Genomic DNA, 20,257 nt, shown 5'->3' with positions numbered 1-20,257 from the left:
GAGCGAAGTGCCCTGGCCGCTACCGGCTCAGCGCTGGTGCGATGCCTTGAACGTCTCGTCGAGCGCGCGGTGCAACGCAATGGCAGCGGAGCTCCAGCAGCCATAGTCCTGCGGCACCGCCCATGTGCCGGCGCCACTGGTCAGCACCATGATCGGCGTGCCGCCATTGCTGACGATGATATCGCCACGCTTGCCGGCGCGGCAGGCATCAAGGCCCTCTTCCTGCGCGCGGCCATAGGCTTCGCGGATGGCCGAAAGGCGCGCCGCATCGCCCTGGCCATGCTCGATCGGACGCACCAGCTTCGGATCGCGGCACACCGTTCGCGCCGCCCGCGGGGTGAGCCTGTAGTCACCAATGCGCAGATCGACCTGGACATTGCCTGCGGGGCACCATTCGGAATGGCCGATAGTAGCGAAGATCATAGGGATGCCGGCGGCATAGTCTGCGGGAGCGGGAGCCGGCGACGGCGCCAGGAGGAGCAAAGCTGCGGGGATTCCCATCATGTGGAAATCCTCCCATCCCCAACCCGATTCGGCAACGCTGCCGCGCGGCCCGATTGTTCCGATCCCGTGCATTTGCCCCAAGCTCGCCGCAAATCGGGGTTTACCTTCCGCCCATGCTCGCAGCTCTCCTTCTCGTCGCCTTCGCTGCGCAGGATCGCGCGCCGATCTTCCCCAGCCCCGATGATGCGGGCGATGCCGCGATGGTACCGAAACGCCCCTGCCGACCGGGCGGCGATACGATCATCGTGTGCGGCAACGCCAACGGCAGCCGCCTCCCCACGCTCGATGAGGCGCGCTGGGCGGAGAAGCCGCTACGCCCGGACTTCCGCCTGCCGGGCGGCGGCAAGGGTACGGTCGAAGCAGTATCCCGCTCGGTCGGGCCGGGCGTCATCGTGCCATCGGTGATGGTCACCGCCACCATCCCGCTCGGCAGGAAGCCGAAAAAGCCGGACGAAGGCGCGCAATAATCCATCGCGCTCAGGGCCAGCCTGTGCCAGAGGGACGGGCATGACCAGCATCGGCATTTACGGCAGCCTCGGCCGGATGGGGCAGGCGATCGCGGCGGTGGCGCCGGAACTGAACGCGAAGGTCGCCGGCGGTGCCGATGCGCAGGACGATCCCGCGGCGATCGCGGCGCGAGCGGACGTGCTGATCGACTTCTCCGCCCCCCAGGCGCTCGAAGCACATCTCGCCGCCGCGCGCGCGGCGGGCAAGCCGATCGTGGTGGGGACTACCGGCCTCTCGCCCCAGCATCACGCGCTGATCGATGAAGCCGCCAGGGACATCGCGGTGCTCCAGACCGGCAACACCTCGCTCGGCATCGGCCTGCTCCAGCGGCTGGTGCGCGAGGCGGCGGCGCAACTCGGGCCCGACTGGGACATCGAGATCGTCGAGATGCATCATCGCCACAAGGTCGATGCGCCCTCGGGCACCGCGCTGATGCTCGGCAAGGCTGCGGCGGCGGGCATGGGTACGACGCTGGCCGAAGCCGAAGTCACCGATCGCGCCGGCACGGTGGGCGCCCGCGCCTCGGGCACGATCGGGCTGGCGAGCCTGCGTGGTGGTTCGGTGGTGGGCGATCACAGCGTGGTGTTCGCCACCCAGGGCGAGCGGATCGAGCTCACGCACCGTGCGGACGACCGCGCGATCTTCGCCCGTGGCGCGGTGAAGGCCGCGCTGTGGCTCGCCGGCAAGCCTGCCGGCCGCTATTCGATGGATCAGGTGCTGGGCGGGTGAAGCGCGAAGACGTCTTCGAGTTCTTCTCACGTCTCGCCGCGGACAATCCGCATCCCGAGACCGAGCTCGAATATGTCAACGACTTCACGTTGCTGGTCGCGGTGGTGCTCTCGGCCCAGGCGACCGATGCCGGGGTGAACAAGGCGACGCGCGCGCTGTTCCGCGAAGTCGATACGCCGGACAAGATGGTCGCGCTCGGCGAGGATGGCCTCAAGCAGCACATCAAGACGATCGGGCTGTTCAACACCAAGGCGAAGAACGTCATCGCCCTGTCCGAAGCGCTGATCCGCGATCACGGCGGCACGGTGCCGGCGGACCGCGATGCGCTGGAGGCGCTTCCGGGCGTCGGCCGCAAGACCGCGAATGTGGTGATGAACACGGCGTTCGGCGCGGAGACCTTCGCCGTCGACACGCATATCTTCCGCGTCGGCAACCGGACCAGGCTTGCGCCGGGCAAAACGGTGCTCGCGGTGGAGAAGAAGCTGGAGAAGGTGGTTCCCCAGCCTTTTCGCCTGCACGCGCATCACTGGCTTATCCTGCACGGCCGCTACACCTGCAAGGCACGCACCCCCGAATGCTGGCGCTGCGTCGTCGAGGACCTTTGTCCCTACAAGCCCAAGACCACCGCGCCAAGGAAGCCGAAGACGGCACCCGCGCATTGAGGGGCTGGCGCCGCCGCAAAGGCTTTGCTAGGCGCCCTGTTCCAGGCACCCGTAGCTCAGCTGGATAGAGCGCTGCCCTCCGAAGGCAGAGGCCACAGGTTCGAATCCTGTCGGGTGCGCCATTTTCTCCGAGAACTGACTCCTTCCGTCGTTAGCCCGTCAGGCGCGCCGGATCGACCACGACGTGGCGAATCCGCCGCCGGTTCCAGGTATAGGTGATGTGCACCAGCCCGTCGGCCGACTGGATCACCGCCGGATAGGCATAGCCATCGGGCAGCGGCTCGGTTTCCAGCGTCAATGCCGGGCTCCAGTGCACGCCGTCGCGCGACAGCGCGATGTTGAGCGGATAGCGCTTGCCCTTGCCGGGCGTCTCGGGCCGATGGGCGGAGTGATTGTAGACGATCAGCTGGCGCCCGTCCTGCAGCGTCACCGCATCGGTACCCGAATTGGGGTTGGGGAGATCGACCGCGAACAGCTTGCCCCAGCTCTTGCCGTCATCGGCCGACTGGGTTGCCGCCAGCACGCCCTGGCGGGTGCGGGCGATCGCCTCCAGCTTGCCATCGGGCAGGAACAGGATGCTGGGCTGGATGGCATCGAAACCCGCCTCGGAATCGACGGGAACCGGTGCAGTTGCCGTCCAGCTCCTGCCGGCGTCCTCGCTGCGCTCGAAGTGCAGCTTCCACGCCCAGCTGGTGCCATCCTCGGTGCTCGACGGCGAAAGCCAGGCACCGCTCTTCAGCACCACCGGCTTGTTCTTGATCGGGCCGAGGATGCCATCCGCCAGCCGCCGCGGCTTGCCCCAGCTCCGCCCGCCATCGGTGGAGGTGACGACCATGCCCCACCATGTCTGCGGGCTCGGGCCCAGCTTGTAGTAGAGATGCAGCGGCCCCGCCGGATCCTGGAACAGGACCGGGTTCCAGGTCGGCAGGCGCGTGCCGTCCGGCTGGATGCCATTGGCGACCGATTTCGGCGTCTCCCACCCCTTCGCGCCACGTCGGGCAAACCAGATTTCCACATCCGGATTGCGCTCATGCGTGCCGCCGAACCAGGCGGCGGCGATCGCGCCATCCCGGGTCTGGACGATCGTCGAGGCATGGCTCTGGGGATAGGGCGCGCGCTCATAGATGAACTCGCGCAGCAGCACGGCACCCTGCTGATCAGCCGCTTCCCGGGAAGCGGCGGGAAGCGTCGCTGGAATCGACAGTGCCAGGGCAAGCATCAGGACGCGGATCATCGGGGAACTACCTTTGTGCGAGCTACAGGAGGCCTGTTCAGCATGGCACGGCAGCGCGGGGCAAGCCTTTTGGGCTCAATTAATCACATCAATCGGATGGTGAAGTGCCGCGCACGCACGGAACAGGCGCCTACCGCTACGGGTTCTGCCGTGCGGAGGCACTTATGGCGACGACGTTGCAGAAAGGGATGATCGTATTTGCCGGGATCGCCGTGATCGGCGGCGGACTGGCGGGTATGGGCCTGGCCAGCTTTGCCCAGAGCGGCGCATTCGAATTCTACAAGCAGACGCTGCCGCCGGCGCAAGGCGATATCGCCGCCGCTCCGGTGCGCGACGGCTATTATTCGGCCGCCAGTCCGGCGCCGGCCTATCCAGAGAATCCCTATCCGCCGCGCCCGCTGACGATTGCCCGACCGGCCGAACCGATCGACTATCAGCGTGCCGGGCGGATCGATCCCGAGCCTGTTGTCGCCGAAGAGCAGGCCGCCTTGCCCGAACCGGGCCCGGTGATCACGCCACGCCGTGGCTCCTGGACGGCACCGATGGAGGACGAGCCCCTTCCCGAGACCGACACCGCTGCGGACGAAGGCGCGTCCTGAGCGGCTTGCCCCGTTTCGTCCACAGGCGTAGCGCTGCCCCATGACCGACTCCACCAAGCCGCTCGACTATGTCGAGGCACATATCGATGACGCCCTGGACCGCCTTTTCGCGCTGATGCGCGTCCCCTCGGTCTCGACCGATCCGGCCTATGCCGAGCAATGCCAGCATGCCGCGCGGCTGCTGTCCGACGAGCTGAACGACCTGGGTTTCACCGCCCGTGTCGCGCCGACGCCCGGGCATCCCATGGTCGTCGCACATCATGACGGCGATGGGCCGCACATCCTGTTCTATGGCCATTACGATGTGCAGCCGGTCGATCCGATCGAGCTGTGGCGGCGCGATCCGTTCGATCCGGTGATCGAGACGCGAGCCGATGGCGCGAAGCAGATCGTCGGCCGCGGCGCGTCGGACGACAAGGGCCAGCTGCGCACCTTTGTCGAGGCATGCCGCGCCTGGAAGGAAACCGAAGGCCGCCTGCCCTGCAAGGTGACGATCCTGTTCGAGGGCGAGGAAGAATCGGGTTCGAAGAGCCTCGAACCCTTCCTCCACGCCAATGCCGAAGAGCTGAAGGCGGACTTCGCGCTGATCTGCGACACGCTGATGTGGGATACCGAGACGCCGGGCCTCACCATCGGCCTGCGCGGCATGGCCGCCGGCCAGGTGACGATCCGTGCGGCATCGCGCGATCTCCATTCGGGCCTCTATGGCGGCGCGGCGCGCAATCCGATCCAGCTGCTCTGCACGATCCTGGGCGAGATGAAGGATGCCGATGGCCGGGTGACGCTGGACGGCTTCTATGACGGCGTGCCCGAGCTCGATCCCGCCGTGCGCCGGAGCTGGGACGCGCTGGGCTTCGATCCGGCCGAGTTCCTCGGTGAGATCGGCCTGAGCGTGCCGGCCGGCGAGAAGGGCCATGACGTGCTCGAGCAGATCTGGTCGCGCCCGACCGCCGAGGTCAACGGCATCTGGGGCGGCTATACCGGCGAGGGCTTCAAGACGGTGATCCCGGCCGAAGCGCACGCAAAGGTGAGCTTCCGCCTGACCGGCAACCAGGACCCGACCAAGGTCTGGGCATCGTTCGAGGAACATGTCCGCTCGCGCCTGCCCGCCGATTGCGCGGTCGAGTTCACCGGCCGCGGCCCGGGCAGCCCGGCCGTCAGCGTTTCCAGCGACAGCCCGCCGCTGGAAGCCACCCGCGCGGCGCTCGATGCCGAATGGGGCAAGGCCGCGCTGATCGGCTGCGGCGGCGGCATCCCGGTGGTCACGTCGATCTCGAAGATCCTCGGCATGGACACAGTGCTGGTCGGCTTCGCGCTGACCGACGACAATATCCATTCGCCCAACGAGAAATACGACCTCAAGAGCTTCCACAAGGGCATCCGCTCCTGGGTGCGCATCCTCGCGAAGATCGGCGAAATGGCAAAGGTGCCGGCCTGATCCCGCTGGCCCGAATCGGCCGGCTGGGCTAGATTCGGGCGATGCGGACAGGGGTTCATATCATCGCGATGATGCTTGGCGGCGCGGCGCTGACGGCGTGCCAGCCCGATGCGGCCAAACCGGTGCAGAAAGCCGAGGCGCATGATGCCCCGGCATCGACACCGGCCGCACTCAAGGTCGCCACCGCGGATGCGCCGCTGCACGACTGGCTGGTCGGCAGCTGGTCGTTCGAGAGCAGCTGCGCCAGCGACTTCATCGCCCACTATGCGGCGGACGGCAGCCTCGACAATAGCGGCGAGATGGGCGGCTGGGCGCTGGCCGGCAACACCGTGACGGAGACGATCCGCGAGCGCTACGACAGCGCGGCAAGCGACGGCGCCGAGAAGGTGAACCCGCCCGAGACCCGCAGCTACACGATCGAGCGCGCCGACAAGGATCACGGCACGATCACCTATCAGGGCCGCAAGGTGCCGATGCTGCGCTGTTGACGGCGCGGCCGCGAGGATCGATAGCGGAGCCATGGTTCCCCTTTCGTTCGCCGGCCATGACCTGATGGCGCTGCCCGAGGGCGCGCTCTACTGGCCGGCGCGCGAGGCGCTGCTGGTGGCCGACCTGCATTTCGAGAAGGGGAGCTGGTTCGCGACGCGCGGGCAGATGCTGCCGCCCTATGATTCGATCGCGACGCTCCACGCGGTGGCGGCGCTGGCCGAGCGCACCCGGGCGCGCGAGCTCTGGTGCCTGGGCGACAGTTTCCATGATTCGGAAGGCTGCGAGCGGCTGCCCGCCGATGCCCGCGCGCTGCTGACCGACCTGACCACCCGGCTCGACTGGCGCTGGATCACCGGCAATCACGATAGCCTGCTGATCGACCCTTTTGGCGGCACGATCCTCGAGGAAGCCGTGGTGGACGGGCTGGTGCTGCGCCACGAAGCCGAGCCGGGCGATCCCCGGCCCGAGCTTTCCGGCCATTTCCATCCCAAGCTGCGCCTTCGGGTACGCGGCCGGCAGGTGGGGCGGCGCTGCTTCGTGGCTTCCGCGACCAAGTTGATCCTGCCGGCATTCGGCGCGCTGACCGGCGGCCTCGACGCGCATCATCCCGAGATCGTCCGCGCGGTGGGCAGCAAGGCCCAGGCGCTGATCGCACTGGAGGACCGGCTGCTGCGCTTCCCGCTCGCCGCCTAGTCGACCCGGGTCGGCTCCAGGTCGGCGCATTCCACCGGCCCCTGGCCGATCACCGTGCATTTGGCGTTGCCTAGCACGCGCACCACACCGCTCGACGTCGCGTTGATCCGGGCATTGTAGCGCACGTTCATCGCCAGCATCCCACTGCTGCCCGAGATGAGCTGGGCATCCGCCGTGGTGAAGCCGGTCGCATCGAGATTGCTCGCGCCATAGAGCCGCACCCGGGTGTGCAGCGCGGTCCCGGCCAGCGTGATCGTCCCCGAACCGGCGAGCGTCACGCCGATATCCTGCGCATCGACGGCGGCGAGCTCGATCCGCCCGTCGCCATTCTGCGACACGTCGAGCCGGTCGCCGCGCATCTCGGCGATCCGCAATTGCGTGCCGCCATTGGTCTGCACCACGCGCAGCCCCGGCACGGTCACGCGGATCCGCGCGCCGCCGGCCAGCTTGCCGGCTGTCGATTCCCAGCTGTTCAGGCCGGAGTTTAGGATCAGCGTGCCCGCCTGGACGCGGACGCCGACCGCGTCGATCGCCGCGCGGTCGCCGCTGATCGTCACGCCGGCCGACCCCGGCACCACCTCCACCGCGAACGGGCCGTCCACGCGGAGCCGATCGAAGCCGGTGACCATGACGACCCGCTCGTCGCCCGGCGCGGTGGCGCCGAGCAGGAGCAGCATTGGAGCGAGGGCGAGCCGGTGCATGGCCCCACCCTCGCGCGGGTTCAACGCCGAGGCAAGCTCAGGAGCAATGCGCCTCGCCCGGACCGGTCGCGCTGATCGCGCATTTGGCGCCGCCGGTCAGATCCACATCGCCAGGGCCCGCGATCGAAATCGATGCGCCGCCACTGACATTGCCCTTCAGGCTGCCCGGCCCGAGGATCGAGATGCTGGCGCTCTTTGCTGCGAATTTCGCTGCGTCGATGTCGCCGGTGCCGCGGATCGAGGCATTCAGCCGGTCGCCGCTTCCCGCAACGGTGATGTTGCCGGTACCGGTGATCGAGAGGTCCGTATCGGTGGCAGCGAGCGCGGCGATGTCGATATCACCGGTGCCGGTGATCGCGCCGTGGAAATCGCCTTCCGCCTTGTCGATCTTGATGTCGCCGGTGCCGGTGAGGTTCACGGCCGTGAGGCTGGGCAGGGTGACGCGCACCTTCACGCCATGATCCTCGTGATTGCCCCACGAGAACCCGTGCCGGTCCTTGCGCGAGACGAGCAGCGTGCCGTTCTCGACCCGGACCACAAGCTGGTCGAGCGCCGCGGTGTCGCCTTCGGCCGAGACGGCGAACTGCGCGCCATTGGTCACGTCGATATCGTCGGGGCCGCGCAGCTCGATCTTGGTGAAGCCGCTCGCATCGTAGCTGCGCTTGGCGATCACCCCGCTCGGCTTGGTATCATGCCCTTCCTTGCCGTCCTTCTCCCAGCTGGCGTGGCAGGCGGCGGTGCCGGTGAGCGGCAACAGGGCCAGGGCGATCAGGGCTGCACGCATCGAAACTTCCTCCCGAAACCATGTGTATTGCACAACCAATACACTATCGATCAGACAAGGAAAAGGGGCGGTTTTCAAGGCCGCCCCTCTCCATGGTTCAATGCCTGAAAGCGATCAGGCCGGAACCTTGTCCTTGTTGTGGATAGCCGCGGCCTTGCGCAGGATATCCAGGATCTTCTCGAGCGCGGCCGGCTCGTCGATCTCTTCCATCGCCGCGAGCTCGCGGGCGAGGCGGCTTGCGGCCGCTTCGAAGATCTGACGTTCCGAATAGCTCTGCTCGGGCTGGTCGTCGGCGCGGAACAGGTCGCGGACCACTTCGGCGATCGACACCAGGTCGCCCGAATTGATCTTCGCTTCATATTCCTGGGCGCGGCGCGACCACATGGTGCGCTTCACCTTGGGCTTGCCCTTGAGCGTGTCGAGCGCTTCCTTGAGCGTCTTGTCGCTCGAAAGCTTGCGCATGCCCACGCTCTCCGCCTTGTTGGTCGGGACGCGCAGGGTCATCTTCTCTTTTTCGAAACGCAGGACATAGAGCTCGAGCTGCATGCCCGCGATTTCAGACTTCTGGAGCTCGATTACACGGCCAACGCCGTGCTTGGGGTAAACGACATAATCGCCGACATCGAAGGACAGCGCCTTAGCAGCCATGTGCGAGGAACCTTTCGTGATAACCGGCCCCGACGGGCTCGGCGTCCACCCCGGCGAATGCAGGGCAGGCAGATCGGGGCGACTTCTCTTTGCTTCTCCGGGCGGAGGTGAGTCTTCCTCCGTCGCGCCCCATTTAACACGCTTGCAATAAAATTACCAGCCAAACGTCACCGTTTGTCTGCGCAAAAATGCGATTTCTCGCAGATTTCTGAGGATTTGGCGGCCGGGGCCGCCAAATCGGGTAAGCCTAGCTGCCCGAACCGGGCTCCGCCGAGAAGAACTGCTCGAACTTGTCCGGCACGTCCTTCATCGCATCCGCATCGGCGGGCACATCGCCCTTCTGCGTGATGTTCGGCCAGGATTCGGAATAGGTCCGGTTCAGCTCAAGCCACTTCTCGAGGCCGTTCTCGGTATCGGGCAGGATCGCCTCGGCCGGGCACTCGGGCTCGCAGACGCCGCAATCGATGCACTCGTTCGGATTGATGACGAGCATGTTCTCGCCCTCGTAGAAGCAATCGACCGGACACACCTCGACACAATCCATGTACTTGCACCGGATGCAATTGTCGGTGACGACATAGGTCATGGAAACGGCCCCTTGGAACGGAAAACTGCCGGTCCTGCTATGCCTGTGGTTTCGCTGCGTCAATCATATGGCGCTTCCTGCGAGACGTTCGCAGCGACACTGAGGTCCTGGTAGCAGGCGCGCCCTTCCGCTGGCGGGCCGCGCCGGGAGGGCAGTTGCTCCACCCGGACGACACGCACCTTGCCGTAGAGCGGAAAGGCGATGACGCAGCCGACACGCACACAGGCGGAGCTGCGCTCGATCCGACGCCCGTCGATGCGCAGCGTGCCCTTCTCGGCGATCGCCTGTGCCGCCGAGCGGGTGCCGGCGAGGCGCGCCCACCATAGGAAGCGATCGACCCGCATGGTGCCCGCATCAGCCATGCTTGAGCTCCGCGAGCACGGCAAAGGCATTGTCGCGCGGCGGCGCCTTGGGCTTGGGCGGTGCGACCAGCCCCTGCCAGATCCAGCGCTGCGGCTCGCCTTCCGGACCACGCGCCGTCCGGAAGCCGAGCTGCGCCATCAGCCTGCCGAGCGTTTCCGCAGTGAGGCCCATCGACGTGGCAAGCGCCGGATCGGGCGCGAAGGGCTTGCGCCCCTTGCGGCTGTCATGCGCGGCACGGGCGATGCGCTCGACCAGATCGACGCGGACGGCCTGGGCGCCGAGCGGGCGATAGCCATGGACGAGATCGGCGCCGGGCGCGGTGCGCGGCAGCACCGCCGCGCCGTCGCGTGGGGCATCGGCCAGGCCCATCAGCTCGCGGCGCCGGGCGGCCGAGCCGGGCTTGAGCAGGGCCGGCGCGAAGATGTCGAGCGTGCCGATCGTGACGCCGATCTTGCGCAGCCGCTGGCGCGCCGGCGGATCGAGCGCCTCCACCAGCTGAGCCGCGGCACGGCGCGGGAGCAGGCCGCCAGCCTCCAGCAGCGCATTGGCGAGGGCGCGGAGCGGCGAGCCGGCCTGCGGATCGCGCGTGACTTCGTCGAGCTTGCCGAGCACGGTCAGGCGCTTGCCGATCTGCTCCGCGAACCAGCGATCGAGGCGTGCCTGAACGGCGGCCCTTGCTTGCTGGTCGAGCACATCAAGCGAACGGTCGAGCCGGATGCGCGGTCGGGCGATATTGGCACCGGGCTCCAGCGTCGCCACCCCGACGCCGCTCCAGGCAAGCACCGAACCGGCGAGCGTGATTGCGCCATCCTCCGCCTCGGCCAGCGCCGCGCCACGCTTCCTGAACTCGCCGCCCAGCCGTTTCTCCGCCGCCGCGAGCAGCATGCGCTTGTCGGCCGCCCGCGCCTCGGGCGCGACAGTGAAGCGGAAGCCGGTGAGCGTGCCCAGCGCATGCTCCTCGACGCTCACTTCGCCCTCGGGCCCGATCGTCACCGGCAGGTTCGAGGCATCGGCGCCGATCTGGCGGAGCAGCACCGTGGTGCGCTTGTCGACAAAGCGCTGGGTGAGGCTGGCATGGAGCGCATCCGAGAGCTTCTCCTCCACCGCGCGGGTGCGCTCGGCCCAGTGGATCGGATCCTCCAGCCAGTCGGCGCGGTGGGCGATATAGGCCCAACTCCGCGCCGCCGCGATGCGCCCCGCCAGCGTTTCGACATCGCCGCCCATATTGTCGAGCCGCTGGATCTCGTCGGCGAACCACTGGTGCGGGACATGGCCGCGCCCCTCGGACAGATGCCCGAACAACCGGCCGACGAAGCGGCTGTGCGGCTCGGCACCGAGCTTGCGGAAGTCGGGCAGGCCGCAGGCCGCCCAGAGCCGCCTGACCATCGCCGGCGCGCGCACCCGCTGGCGCACCCAATCCTCTTCCGACAGCCGCTTGAGCACGGCCAGGTCCACCGCTTCGGGCGCGGCGCGCAGCACTTCGCTGGTCGGTTTCGCCTCGAGGCTGGCGATCAGCGCCTCGACGCTGGCGAAGTCGGGCTCGCCCTGGCGCCAGAACAGCTTCTCGAGCGGCGGCACCCGGTGCGCCTCGATTGCGAGCACTTCCTCGGGGGTGAAGGCATTGGGGCCGTCCTCGTGGAGTGCGCCGAAGGTGCCGTCGCGCTGGTGGCGCCCCGCGCGCCCGGCGATCTGCGCCATCTCCGCCACGGTCAGCCGGCGCTGGCGGCGGCCGTCGAACTTGGTGAGCGAGGCGAAGGCGACATGGTGGACGTCCATGTTGAGCCCCATGCCGATCGCATCGGTGGCGACGAGATAGTCGACTTCGCCCGCCTGGAACATCGCGACCTGGGCGTTGCGGGTGCGGGGGGACAAGGCTCCCATCACCACCGCCGCACCGCCGCGCAGGCGGCGCAGCGCCTCGGCCACCGCATAGACTTCCTCGGCACTGAACGCGACGATCGCGCTGCGCCGGGGGAGGCGCGACAGCTTCTTGGCGCCGGCATAGCTGAGCGTCGAGAAGCGCGGCCGGCCGATAATCTCCGCATCGGGCACCAGCGCCTTGAGCATCGGTTTCAGGCTGTCCGAGCCGAGGATCATGGTTTCCGCAAAGCCGCGGGCCCGCAGCAGCCGATCGGTGAAGACATGGCCGCGCTCGGGGTCGGCGCCGAGCTGCGCCTCGTCCAGCCCGACGAACGCCACCTCGCGCTCCAGCGGCATCGATTCCGCCGTGCACAGGAACCAGCGCGCCTTGGGCGGGCAGATCTTCTCCTCGCCGGTGATCAGCGCCACCTCGGCATCGCTGCCCTTCATTTTCACAACGCGATCATAGACTTCGCGGGCGAGCAGGCGCAGCGGGAAGCCGATCATGCCGCTGGCATGACCCGCCATCCTCTCGACTGCGAGATGCGTCTTGCCGGTGTTGGTGGGGCCCAGCACGGCAGTGATCGGAGAACGCGCGAAACGACTCATTGCGGCTCCCAAGATCGTTCCGAGTCGCCCCTTAAGCAACTCCCCCGAGTTTGCGAATCGCCTTAACCATGTTGGAAACACTGGCGATTATAGTGAATGCCTCGCTTCATCCGCGCGGCGCCACAGCTCGCCGCACGATGCGGCCCCCAACAGGGTACTTAATTTGACTTTAAGTCCTGCCTTGCACACTGATTTCGTCGGTAGCCGGGGGTTTACGGCACGACATCGACGACCTTTTGGGGGGCGTTACGCCTTGTACCTGCGTAGTGACCATGGAGAGGGCCTGACCGGCGGCGGCGCATCCGCGCTTGCCAAGGCACCCGCACATGGCTTCGCAGCACGGTTGAGCGAGAAGCTCGCCGACTTCGAATTCGCCCCCGATCTCGGCTCGCGCATCGGCTCGCTGACCTGGTATCGCGGCGCCGCGACCTGCGTCGCCCTGATCACCGCGACGCTGCTGCTCGCCCCCGGCTTCGAGAACCCGATCTACGGTTCGGTCCCCGCCCCGGTCTCCGGCGCGGAGTTCGAGGCGACCCAGGCCCAGGCGATCAAGCCGCTCGGCATGGGCTCGACCACCGGCACGCGCATGGCCGCGACCGGGCTGGTCGCCCCGCTGACCGATACGCCCGAACGCCCGATCATCGAGCTCGACACCAAATATACGGGCTCGCTGCTCGGCTCGCTGCTGCGCTCCGGCGTGGGCAAGACCGACGCCAACATGGTCGAGCAGCTCGTCACCAAGGCGGTGGCCAGCGGCGACCTGCAACCCGGCACGATGCTCGACCTGACGCTGGGCCGCCGCACCGACAAGTCGCAGCCGCGCCCGCTCGAGAAGCTGGCGATGCGCGCGCGCTTCGACCTGGCGATCGAAGTCGCCCGCAACGGTGGCGCGCTCAGCCTCAAGCAGATCCCGATCGCGATCGACCGCACGCCGCTGCGCATCCAGGGCACGATCGGCTCGTCGCTCTATCGCTCGGCCCGCGCCGCCGGCGCCCCGGCCAAGGCGGTGGAGAGCTATATCAAGACGCTGGCGACGCGCACCGCGGTGTCGCGGCTCGGTTCGGACTGCAAGTTCGACATCATCGTCGGCCAGGCCCGCGCCGCGACCGGCGAGGTCCAGCTCGGCAGCCTGATGTATGCCGGCGTGAACGGCTGCGCCAGCAAGGTGCAGCTCGCGCCGTTCGAGCAGGGCGGCAAGACCAGCTGGTTCGACGGCGCCGGCAAGGGCAACTCGACCGGCGCGATGGCGATGCCGGCCAATGGCCGCTTCTCCTCGGGCTTCGGCATGCGCCGCCACCCGATCCTGGGCTATACCCGCATGCACAAGGGCGTGGACATCGCCGCCCCCTGGGGCTCGCCGGTGTTCGCCGCGAGCGACGGCGTCGTCCAGGTTGCCGGGCGCAGCAGCGGCTATGGCAACTTCATCAAGATCGGCCACGGCAATGGCTATGGCACCGGCTATGGCCATCTGAGCCGCATCTATGTCCGCAATGGCGAGCGTGTCCGCCGCGGCCAGCGGATCGGCGCGGTGGGCAATACCGGCCTGTCGACCGGCCCGCACCTCCATTACGAGCTCTATCGCAACGGCGTGGCGGTGAACCCGCGCTCGGTGTCGTTCACCTCGACCCAGCAACTCACCGGCGGCGACCTTGGCGAGTTCAAGGCACAGCTCGGCCGCCTGCTCGCGGTGCCCGTGGGGCATGGCGCGGTGAAGGACGCCGAAGACTGAGGAGGCGCCGGCGTCCGGCCAATGCCGGCGTCCCGCGCGTTCCAACAGCGGATCCGGGAAAACTCGCGAAAGTACACGAAGTACAGGCCAAGAGCGGGTTTTAGCCGCCGGAATTTTGACCTTCCCGACGGAAACGCGCCGCATCCCGTAACATTGTTGCGCGCGCGTGATCCTATTTTCCCTACAGGTTGAAGGAGCGGCCGGGTGGCGGCCCGGCAGCGCGAGCCAAGCAGGCGAAATCCTACATTGCAACCGCGCCGATCCTCCGGACGCGGATCGAGATGGCTTTTGCACTGCACCGCAAACGCGGTATCGCTGGCGCACAATGGATCTCTACCTCCCGATCGCCAACCTGTCGGTCAATGCGCTGGTCATCGTCGCGCTCGGCTTCGGTGTCGGGCTGCTTTCGGGCATGTTCGGCGTGGGCGGCGGATTCCTGACCACGCCGCTGCTGATCTTCTACGGTATTCCGCCCACCGTCGCTGCCGCCTCTGCCGCGAGCCAGGTGACCGGTGCCAGCGTCTCGGGCGTGCTCGCCCATTTCCGGCGCGGCGGGGTGGACGTGCATATGGGCGCGGTGCTGGTGGTGGGCGGCGTGATCGGCAGCATCGCCGGCGCGGGGCTGTTCACCCTGCTCCAGAAAAGCGGCCAGATCGATGTGGTGATCGGCATACTCTATGTGCTGATGCTCGGCTCGATCGGCGGGTTGATGCTGCACGAATCGGTGCAGGCGATCCGGGTGACGCGCGGCGCCCGGCCGCCGCGCGCGCGCAAGCGCCGCCACCATCCGCTCGTCGCGATGCTCCCCCTGCGCTGGCGCTTCTATTCCTCCGGCCTCTACATCTCGCCGCTCGCGCCGCTGCTGCTCGGCTTCTTCACCGGCATCCTTACCGTGCTGCTCGGGGTCGGCGGCGGATTCATCCTGGTGCCGGCGATGCTCTACCTGCTCGGCATGGGCACCCAGGTCGTGGTCGGTACCTCGCTGTTCCAGATCCTGTTCGTCACCGCCGCGGCGACCATGGTCCACGCGACCACCACCAAGGCGGTGGACATCGTCCTCGCCGCCCTGCTCCTCCTCGGCTCGGTGATCGGCGCGCAGATGGGTGCGCGCTTCGCGCTGGCGGTGAAGCCCGAATATCTGCGCTTCATCCTTGCGGTGATCGTGCTGCTGGTGGCGATCCGCATGCTGCTCGGCCTCGCCTGGCAGCCGGACGAGATCTACTCGGTCGAGCTGCTGTGAGGCGATTGCTCCTCCTGGCACTCGCGCCGCTGCTGATGGGCCAGGCCAAGCCCAGGCTGGTGCCCGATGTTTCGCAGCGCGATATCGAGATCGCCTATTCGTTCACCGGTGCCGAGCTGCTGCTGTTCGGTGCGATCCTCTATCCCGGCGGCCGCGCGCCGGGGCAGGACGAGAAGCCGGCCGACATCGTCGTGGTGGTGAAGGGCCCCACCCAATCGGTGCAGGTGCGCGAGAAGGAAAAGGTGGCCGGCATCTGGGTGAATGCCGAACGCATGCGCTATCGTTCGGCCCCGAGCTTCTACGCCATCGCCTCGTCGCGGCCGATCGACAGGATCGTCGATGAGCGCACGCGCGCGATCTACGAACTCGGCGTCGAGAGCCTGCAGCTCTCCCCGGCATCCAGCGCCGCCCCCGAAGTCCAGACGCGCTTCGACAAGGGACTGGAAGACCTGCGCACGCGGGCCGGCCTCTATTACCAGGCGCCCGGTGCGGTGGAGATCACCGACGGCGTGCTCTACCGCGCCCGGCTCAAGATCCCGGCGCGCGTGCCGATCGGCAAGTTCACCGCCGAGACCTTCCTGATTCGCGACGGCCGCGTGCTCGCCGCCGCGGTGCGCCCCATCGAAATCCGCAAATCCGGCTTCGAGCGCTTCGTCGCCCATTCGGCAGATCACTATTCGGTGCTCTACGGCATCGTCGCCGTCGCCCTCTCCATCCTGTTCGGCTGGGGCGCCGGGGCGGTGTGGAAACGCTTCTGAAAGCTTCGGGACTCACCCAATATTTACCTCCCCGCGCGCATAGTTGGGAGCGGTAACGGGGAGCAGCCGAATGGACGGCCAGTTTGGCGCGCGCGGGTTCGATGGCGCGGCGTCGGTTTCATCTTCCGAGGGCATGCCCTCGCGGGCGCCGGTCGAGCCGATCGGCGCGGTGCTCGAGATCGCCGGCTCGTCGAGCCAGGTGCTGATCGATCCCGAAGCGCTGCATGCGCTCGAGGGCAATCCCGATCCCACCGTCGCCAATGCCGGTCAGGTCGGCAGCCAGGTGAAGGTGCGTGTCGGCGCGACCTGGCTGATCGCCAATGTCCGCTCGCTCAAGCTGCAGGGCGATCACATCGCCGCCTATATCGACTTCCTCGGCGAGGGTGACGAGGAGCGGCTGACCGGCAAGCTCTACAAGTTCCGCCGCGGCGTGACGCGCTATCCGACGCCGGGCGCGCCGGTCTTCCCGGTCTCGACCGCCGACCTCAAGCAGATCTACGCCGCCGAGGACCGCGCCCATATCGAGATCGGCAATGTCTATCCGACCAAGGATATCCGCGCCGCGCTCTATGTCGATTCGATGCTCGGCAAGCATTTCGCGCTGCTCGGCTCGACCGGCACCGGCAAGTCGACCGCGGCCGCGCTGATCCTCCACCGGATCTGCGAGCTGGCGCCGCAGGGCCATGTCGTGATGGTCGATCCGCACGGCGAATATGCCAGCGCGTTCAAGACCACCGGCGCGCTGTACGACGTCAGCAACCTGCAGATGCCGTACTGGCTGATGAACTTCGAGGAACATTGCGAAGTGTTCCTGACCAGCTCCGGCTCGGACCGGCAGATGGACGCGGACATCCTCGCCAAGTGCGTGCTCGCCGCCAAGCAGAAGAACCGGCTGGCCGCCGAGATCGGCAAGCTCACCGTCGACGCGCCGATCCCCTATCTGCTGAGCGACCTGACCCAGATCCTGCAGCTCGAAATGGGCAAGATGGACAAGGCGACCGACACGGCGCCGTTCCTGCGCATCCGTTCGAAGATCGACGAGATCAAGGGCGACCCGCGCTACGCCTTCATGTTCTCGGGCATGCTGGTGGCGGACACGATGGCGAGCTTCCTGTCGCGCGTCTTCCGCCTGCCGGGCGACGGCAAGCCGATCTCGATCATCGACGTGTCGGGCGTGCCGAGCGAAATCACTTCGGTGGTGGTCGCGGTGCTCAGCCGCATGGTGTTCGACTTCGCGATCTGGTCGCGCGGCGAGAGCAAGCGGCCGATCCTGCTCGTCTGCGAGGAAGCGCACCGCTACGTCCCCAACGAGCGCAACGCCGATGGCTCCTCGGTCGGCCGCATCCTCAGCCGTATCGCCAAGGAAGGCCGTAAATATGGCGTGTCGCTGGGCCTGATCACCCAGCGCCCGTCGGACCTGGCCGAAGGCGTGCTTTCCCAGTGCGGCACGATCCTGTCGATGCGCCTGAACAACGAGCGCGACCAGGCCTTTGTGAAAGCGGCGATGCCCGAAGGCGCGCGCGGTTTCCTCGATTCGATCCCGGCGCTCCGGAATCGGGAATGCATCGCGGTGGGCGAAGGCGTCGCGACGCCGATCCGCCTGCTGTTCGACAGCCTCGAGGACAACAAGCGCCCGGCTTCGGACGATCCGCTGTTCTCCGAACTGTGGCGCGATACCGGCGGCGAGGAGCAGATCCTCGAGCGCACGATCCGGCGCTGGCGCGCCCAGGGGAAGTAAGCCTCAGAAGTCGGCACCCAAGGTGAGCGCGAGACCGGATCCCGGCCTTGCCTCGCCCGCCACGCGCTGGCGCCAGTCGAGCGCCAGCCGCAGGTTGCGCACCGCCAGCGTCGCCGAGGGGCCGATATCGAGCCGCCGCGCATCGCGCTGCGCCGCGCCCCAGGCACCGGCGCCCAGCCCCAGCCGCACGGGCCCGCTCGTCTCGACCGTTCGCGTGCCGCGCGCGGCACCATCGGCATAGGGATCGGCGCGCCGCCGCAGCACCGCGCCGGCCTGGCCATAGGCTTCCAGCCGGAAGCCGCGCCATTCGGTATCCAAGCCGGTAATCAGGCCGAGCCCGGTGCCGCCCGGATTGCCGTCGAGCCCGAAACGACGTTCGGCGATCAGCCGCACCGGCGCGCGTGACGGCTGCCATTCGAGACCCAGCGCCGCTTCGCGCCCGCTGCCGGACAGAGGCGTGGTGATCCGGCCATAGGCAGCGAGGCGATGCCGCGGCGATACCAGCCACGCGACCCGCGCACCCGCCTGCCCGCCGCCGATCTGCCCGCCGGGGGCCGCGCCGCTGCCGCCCGCGCCGCGCGCTACCATCCACGCACTCAGCGACCAGCGATCGGGCAGAGGATCGAGGCGCTCGGGGGCGGCCGCGACGCTTGCCACGGAGCGGCCCGGCAGGGTGAGGAGCGGCGGCGGGACCGCATAGGCCTCGCCATATTGGGCAAGCGCCATCAGCGCGAGCTGCACCCTGGGGTTATCGTCCCCCAGAGGCGTGCGATATGCCGGCAGGGGTGCTGTTATTGCCGGACGCAGCGACACCTCGAAATGCCGGGCGGTCGGCTTGGGTACCATGGGAGCGCCGGCGGGGGCGGCACGCGCGATCGGGATTGCCGCGTCGATCGCCGCCGGCAAGGACCCGGTCTGCGGCCACAGGATCGCAACGCGCGCGCCCACCCAGGCGACCGCTACCATCGCCAGGAAGCGTAGCGGCCGGCCCCGGCCGTTCATCCGCCGCTGGCCGGGGCGAGATCGGGAAACTGGTGCGCGGTCTTGTCCCAGCGCGGCGGTGCCCCGCGCAGCATCCGCACATAGGCGAACAGCGCCCGCCGTGCCGCGAGCAGCGCGACCGCGTTGCTCGTCAGCACCCGTGGCATCGACCACAGCGCCTCGCGCCAGCCATAGGCACGCCGGACAAAGGCGGCGCGTACCGCAAGCCGCCAGACCAGCAGCGCGAGGTTCACCCACAGAACCGCCTGCATCAGCACGGAAGGCGTAACCGGCGTGGTGCCCGCCAGCAGATGCCCGCCAAGCGAGGTTGCCCAGCCTAGGATCGAGAGATAGGCGAGCGCCAGCACCGGTATCTCCAGCGTTGCCCGCCGGTCGCGCATCCGCATCCAGTTGTCGCCGATCTGGCGCCAGCCGCCCCAGCCGGTGCGGTCCCAGCCGGCCAGGGCGATCCCGATCATCCAGCGCGACTTCTGGCGCACGGCCGCATCGAGCGTGGCCGGGAAATAGGCCCGCACCGCAACCAGCGGACCGCCCGGTGCCTCGGCGATCCGGAGCAGATGCGCCGGCGCGCCCATCGCCGCGAGGGTGAGGCCGAGCTCGTAATCCTCGACCAGGCTCTCGGCATCGAACGGCCCGCCACCGCGCAGATCCGCCAGCCGCGCCAACATGTCGCGCCGGATCGCGCAGCCCACCCCGGCAAAGGGCAGGCCCGCACCCACGGTCTGCCGCACGACCAGCGCCCGGCCATGGGCTTCCGCGAATTCGTCCAGGTAATGCCCGGCGAAGAAGCGCGAATGGGCGTGCGCCAGCGGCAGCACGGGCAGCTGCACGGCGGCATGCGCGATCAGCCCATGCGCATAGGCGCGCAACTCGAGTGGATGGACGACATCCTCGGCATCGTGGAGCACGATCGCGCTGGCGGTGAAACCCTCGGCTTCCTCGTCCCGCAGCAGGGCCCGCCACAGGGTGTTGAGGCAATCCGCCTTGGTCGTCCCCCCCGGCCGTGGGCCGATCACCAGCCGGATGCGCGCATCCTCGACCACGGCGCCGGCGACTGCCGCGATCGTTGCCGGATCATTGGGATAGGCGCCGACATAGATCCGGTAATCGGGATGATCGAAGCGCGCGAGCGCCGCCCGCAGCATCGCCCCGATCACCGCCGCTTCATCCCATGCCGGCACGAACACCACGATCCGCCCCGGTGGCACCGGCCCGCCCAGCGCGGGGAGCCTCGCCGGGGGTCCCCGCAGGCGCTGCGCGAGATAGATCAGGTCGACGAGCAGGTCATCGAGGCCGCCCACCACGAACCATAGCGCAGCGAACAATGTCGTCTCACGCGCGACCGCATCGATCGCAATGAGCAGCCCTTCCCCCACCGGCGCAG

At 68.1% G+C, this 20,257-nt stretch carries 21 protein-coding genes and 1 tRNA gene; 12 read left to right on the top strand and 10 right to left on the bottom strand.

Annotated features, from left to right (window positions below; translation table 11 throughout):
* Positions 1-27: 27 nt before the first annotated feature.
* Positions 28-423: a hypothetical protein gene (locus O3305_RS16420; protein WP_269573489.1), complete on the bottom strand. Its 396-nt coding sequence runs from the start codon at positions 421-423 to the stop codon at positions 28-30.
* 194 nt (positions 424-617) lie between these two features.
* On the opposite strand from O3305_RS16420, the gene O3305_RS16415 reads away from it, so the two are divergent.
* The 4 genes from O3305_RS16415 (at position 618) to O3305_RS16400 (ending at position 2,524) form a co-directional block, all read left to right on the top strand.
* Positions 618-971, top strand: coding sequence for a hypothetical protein (locus O3305_RS16415; RefSeq protein ID WP_269573488.1), 354 nt, complete (start codon positions 618-620; stop codon positions 969-971).
* A gap of 40 nt (positions 972-1,011) precedes the next feature.
* Complete coding sequence (dapB, locus tag O3305_RS16410) at positions 1,012-1,740, top strand: 4-hydroxy-tetrahydrodipicolinate reductase (protein ID WP_269573487.1); 729 nt, start codon at positions 1,012-1,014, stop codon at positions 1,738-1,740.
* Positions 1,737-2,402, top strand: a complete 666-nt coding sequence (nth, locus tag O3305_RS16405; protein WP_269573486.1) for an endonuclease III — start codon at positions 1,737-1,739, stop codon at positions 2,400-2,402. The genes dapB and nth overlap by 4 nt, the downstream gene beginning before the upstream one ends.
* Before the next feature lie 45 nt (positions 2,403-2,447).
* Positions 2,448-2,524, top strand: a tRNA-Arg gene (locus O3305_RS16400).
* Between the two features lie 29 nt (positions 2,525-2,553).
* Here the strand turns inward: O3305_RS16400 and O3305_RS16395 are convergent.
* Positions 2,554-3,636, bottom strand: coding sequence for a sialidase family protein (locus O3305_RS16395; RefSeq protein WP_269573485.1), 1,083 nt, complete (start codon positions 3,634-3,636; stop codon positions 2,554-2,556).
* 164 nt (positions 3,637-3,800) lie between these two features.
* Here O3305_RS16395 and O3305_RS16390 point away from each other — a divergent pair, with 164 nt between their 5' ends.
* Genes O3305_RS16390 through pdeM form a run of 4 tightly spaced genes read left to right on the top strand, consistent with a single transcriptional unit; the run spans position 3,801 to position 6,855 of the window.
* Complete coding sequence (locus O3305_RS16390) at positions 3,801-4,235, top strand: hypothetical protein (RefSeq protein ID WP_269573484.1); 435 nt, start codon at positions 3,801-3,803, stop codon at positions 4,233-4,235.
* Positions 4,236-4,275: 40 nt separating this feature from the next.
* Positions 4,276-5,673, top strand: coding sequence for a M20/M25/M40 family metallo-hydrolase (locus O3305_RS16385; RefSeq protein WP_269573483.1), 1,398 nt, complete (start codon positions 4,276-4,278; stop codon positions 5,671-5,673).
* Between the two features lie 41 nt (positions 5,674-5,714).
* A complete protein-coding gene (locus O3305_RS16380) occupies positions 5,715-6,161 on the top strand; it encodes a hypothetical protein (protein WP_269573482.1) in 447 nt (148 codons plus the stop codon).
* Between the two features lie 31 nt (positions 6,162-6,192).
* On the top strand, positions 6,193-6,855 hold the full coding sequence (gene pdeM / locus O3305_RS16375; protein WP_269573481.1) for a ligase-associated DNA damage response endonuclease PdeM: 663 nt from the start codon (positions 6,193-6,195) through the stop codon (positions 6,853-6,855).
* Here the strand turns inward: pdeM and O3305_RS16370 are convergent.
* The 6 genes from O3305_RS16370 to O3305_RS16345 form a co-directional block, all read right to left on the bottom strand.
* Positions 6,852-7,556, bottom strand: a complete 705-nt coding sequence (locus O3305_RS16370) for a GIN domain-containing protein (protein ID WP_269573480.1) — start codon at positions 7,554-7,556, stop codon at positions 6,852-6,854. The genes pdeM and O3305_RS16370 overlap by 4 nt on opposite strands.
* A 37-nt stretch (positions 7,557-7,593) precedes the next feature.
* On the bottom strand, positions 7,594-8,340 hold the full coding sequence (locus O3305_RS16365) for a head GIN domain-containing protein (RefSeq protein WP_269573479.1): 747 nt from the start codon (positions 8,338-8,340) through the stop codon (positions 7,594-7,596).
* A 114-nt stretch (positions 8,341-8,454) separates the two neighbouring features.
* A complete protein-coding gene (locus O3305_RS16360; protein ID WP_269573478.1) occupies positions 8,455-8,988 on the bottom strand; it encodes a CarD family transcriptional regulator in 534 nt (177 codons plus the stop codon).
* Positions 8,989-9,235: 247 nt separating this feature from the next.
* Positions 9,236-9,574: a ferredoxin FdxA gene (fdxA, locus tag O3305_RS16355; protein ID WP_269573477.1), complete on the bottom strand. Its 339-nt coding sequence runs from the start codon at positions 9,572-9,574 to the stop codon at positions 9,236-9,238.
* Positions 9,575-9,633: 59 nt separating this feature from the next.
* Positions 9,634-9,936, bottom strand: coding sequence for a S4 domain-containing protein (locus tag O3305_RS16350; RefSeq protein WP_184162822.1), 303 nt, complete (start codon positions 9,934-9,936; stop codon positions 9,634-9,636).
* Positions 9,929-12,406 carry a helicase-related protein gene (locus O3305_RS16345; protein ID WP_269573476.1) on the bottom strand — a complete coding sequence of 826 codons (2,478 nt, stop codon included), beginning with the start codon at positions 12,404-12,406 and terminating at the stop codon, positions 9,929-9,931. Before O3305_RS16345 ends, O3305_RS16350 begins: the two co-directional genes overlap by 8 nt.
* A gap of 253 nt (positions 12,407-12,659) precedes the next feature.
* Here O3305_RS16345 and O3305_RS16340 point away from each other — a divergent pair, with 253 nt between their 5' ends.
* The 4 genes from O3305_RS16340 to O3305_RS16325 all read left to right on the top strand — a co-directional run bounded on the left by O3305_RS16340 (position 12,660) and on the right by O3305_RS16325 (position 17,871).
* Positions 12,660-14,135 carry a M23 family metallopeptidase gene (locus O3305_RS16340; RefSeq protein WP_269573475.1) on the top strand — a complete coding sequence of 492 codons (1,476 nt, stop codon included), beginning with the start codon at positions 12,660-12,662 and terminating at the stop codon, positions 14,133-14,135.
* Between the two features lie 325 nt (positions 14,136-14,460).
* Positions 14,461-15,375, top strand: coding sequence for a sulfite exporter TauE/SafE family protein (locus tag O3305_RS16335; RefSeq protein ID WP_269573474.1), 915 nt, complete (start codon positions 14,461-14,463; stop codon positions 15,373-15,375).
* A 35-nt stretch (positions 15,376-15,410) separates the two neighbouring features.
* Positions 15,411-16,133 carry a TIGR02186 family protein gene (locus tag O3305_RS16330; RefSeq protein ID WP_446745973.1) on the top strand — a complete coding sequence of 241 codons (723 nt, stop codon included), beginning with the start codon at positions 15,411-15,413 and terminating at the stop codon, positions 16,131-16,133.
* 133 nt (positions 16,134-16,266) lie between these two features.
* Positions 16,267-17,871 carry an ATP-binding protein gene (locus tag O3305_RS16325; RefSeq protein ID WP_269576543.1) on the top strand — a complete coding sequence of 535 codons (1,605 nt, stop codon included), beginning with the start codon at positions 16,267-16,269 and terminating at the stop codon, positions 17,869-17,871.
* 3 nt (positions 17,872-17,874) lie between these two features.
* Here the strand turns inward: O3305_RS16325 and O3305_RS16320 are convergent, their stop codons facing one another.
* Positions 17,875-18,837, bottom strand: a complete 963-nt coding sequence (locus tag O3305_RS16320; protein WP_269573472.1) for a hypothetical protein — start codon at positions 18,835-18,837, stop codon at positions 17,875-17,877.
* A gap of 32 nt (positions 18,838-18,869) precedes the next feature.
* A complete protein-coding gene (locus O3305_RS16315; RefSeq protein ID WP_269573471.1) occupies positions 18,870-20,249 on the bottom strand; it encodes a glycosyl transferase family protein in 1,380 nt (459 codons plus the stop codon).
* Between the last annotated feature and the right edge of the window lie 8 nt (positions 20,250-20,257).

It is taken from the genome of Sphingomonas sp. NIBR02145, from assembly GCF_027359115.1.
In the GTDB taxonomy this organism is placed as follows: Bacteria; Pseudomonadota; Alphaproteobacteria; order Sphingomonadales; family Sphingomonadaceae; genus Sphingomonas; species Sphingomonas kyeonggiensis_A.
This window is presented reverse-complemented; position numbering and strand designations above follow the sequence as displayed.

Excerpts from the sequence above, each read along its gene's own strand:
- O3305_RS16370 (WP_269573480.1), bottom strand. The coding sequence starts at position 7,556 with ATGCACCGGCTCGCCCTCGCTCCAATGCTGCTCCTGCTCGGCGCCACC.
- fdxA (WP_269573477.1), bottom strand. The coding sequence starts at position 9,574 with ATGACCTATGTCGTCACCGACAATTGCATCCGGTGCAAGTACATGGAT.
- O3305_RS16360 (WP_269573478.1), bottom strand. The coding sequence starts at position 8,988 with ATGGCTGCTAAGGCGCTGTCCTTCGATGTCGGCGATTATGTCGTTTAC.
- O3305_RS16420 (WP_269573489.1), bottom strand. The coding sequence starts at position 423 with ATGATCTTCGCTACTATCGGCCATTCCGAATGGTGCCCCGCAGGCAAT.
- O3305_RS16335 (WP_269573474.1), top strand. The coding sequence starts at position 14,461 with ATGGATCTCTACCTCCCGATCGCCAACCTGTCGGTCAATGCGCTGGTC.
- pdeM (WP_269573481.1), top strand. The coding sequence starts at position 6,193 with ATGGTTCCCCTTTCGTTCGCCGGCCATGACCTGATGGCGCTGCCCGAG.
- O3305_RS16345 (WP_269573476.1), bottom strand. The coding sequence starts at position 12,406 with ATGAGTCGTTTCGCGCGTTCTCCGATCACTGCCGTGCTGGGCCCCACC.
- O3305_RS16330 (WP_446745973.1), top strand. The coding sequence starts at position 15,411 with ATGGGCCAGGCCAAGCCCAGGCTGGTGCCCGATGTTTCGCAGCGCGAT.
- O3305_RS16385 (WP_269573483.1), top strand. The coding sequence starts at position 4,276 with ATGACCGACTCCACCAAGCCGCTCGACTATGTCGAGGCACATATCGAT.
- dapB (WP_269573487.1), top strand. The coding sequence starts at position 1,012 with ATGACCAGCATCGGCATTTACGGCAGCCTCGGCCGGATGGGGCAGGCG.
- O3305_RS16390 (WP_269573484.1), top strand. The coding sequence starts at position 3,801 with ATGGCGACGACGTTGCAGAAAGGGATGATCGTATTTGCCGGGATCGCC.
- O3305_RS16350 (WP_184162822.1), bottom strand. The coding sequence starts at position 9,936 with ATGGCTGATGCGGGCACCATGCGGGTCGATCGCTTCCTATGGTGGGCG.
- O3305_RS16325 (WP_269576543.1), top strand. The coding sequence starts at position 16,267 with ATGCCCTCGCGGGCGCCGGTCGAGCCGATCGGCGCGGTGCTCGAGATC.
- O3305_RS16395 (WP_269573485.1), bottom strand. The coding sequence starts at position 3,636 with ATGATCCGCGTCCTGATGCTTGCCCTGGCACTGTCGATTCCAGCGACG.
- O3305_RS16380 (WP_269573482.1), top strand. The coding sequence starts at position 5,715 with ATGCGGACAGGGGTTCATATCATCGCGATGATGCTTGGCGGCGCGGCG.
- O3305_RS16415 (WP_269573488.1), top strand. The coding sequence starts at position 618 with ATGCTCGCAGCTCTCCTTCTCGTCGCCTTCGCTGCGCAGGATCGCGCG.
- O3305_RS16365 (WP_269573479.1), bottom strand. The coding sequence starts at position 8,340 with ATGCGTGCAGCCCTGATCGCCCTGGCCCTGTTGCCGCTCACCGGCACC.
- O3305_RS16320 (WP_269573472.1), bottom strand. The coding sequence starts at position 18,837 with ATGGTAGCGGTCGCCTGGGTGGGCGCGCGCGTTGCGATCCTGTGGCCG.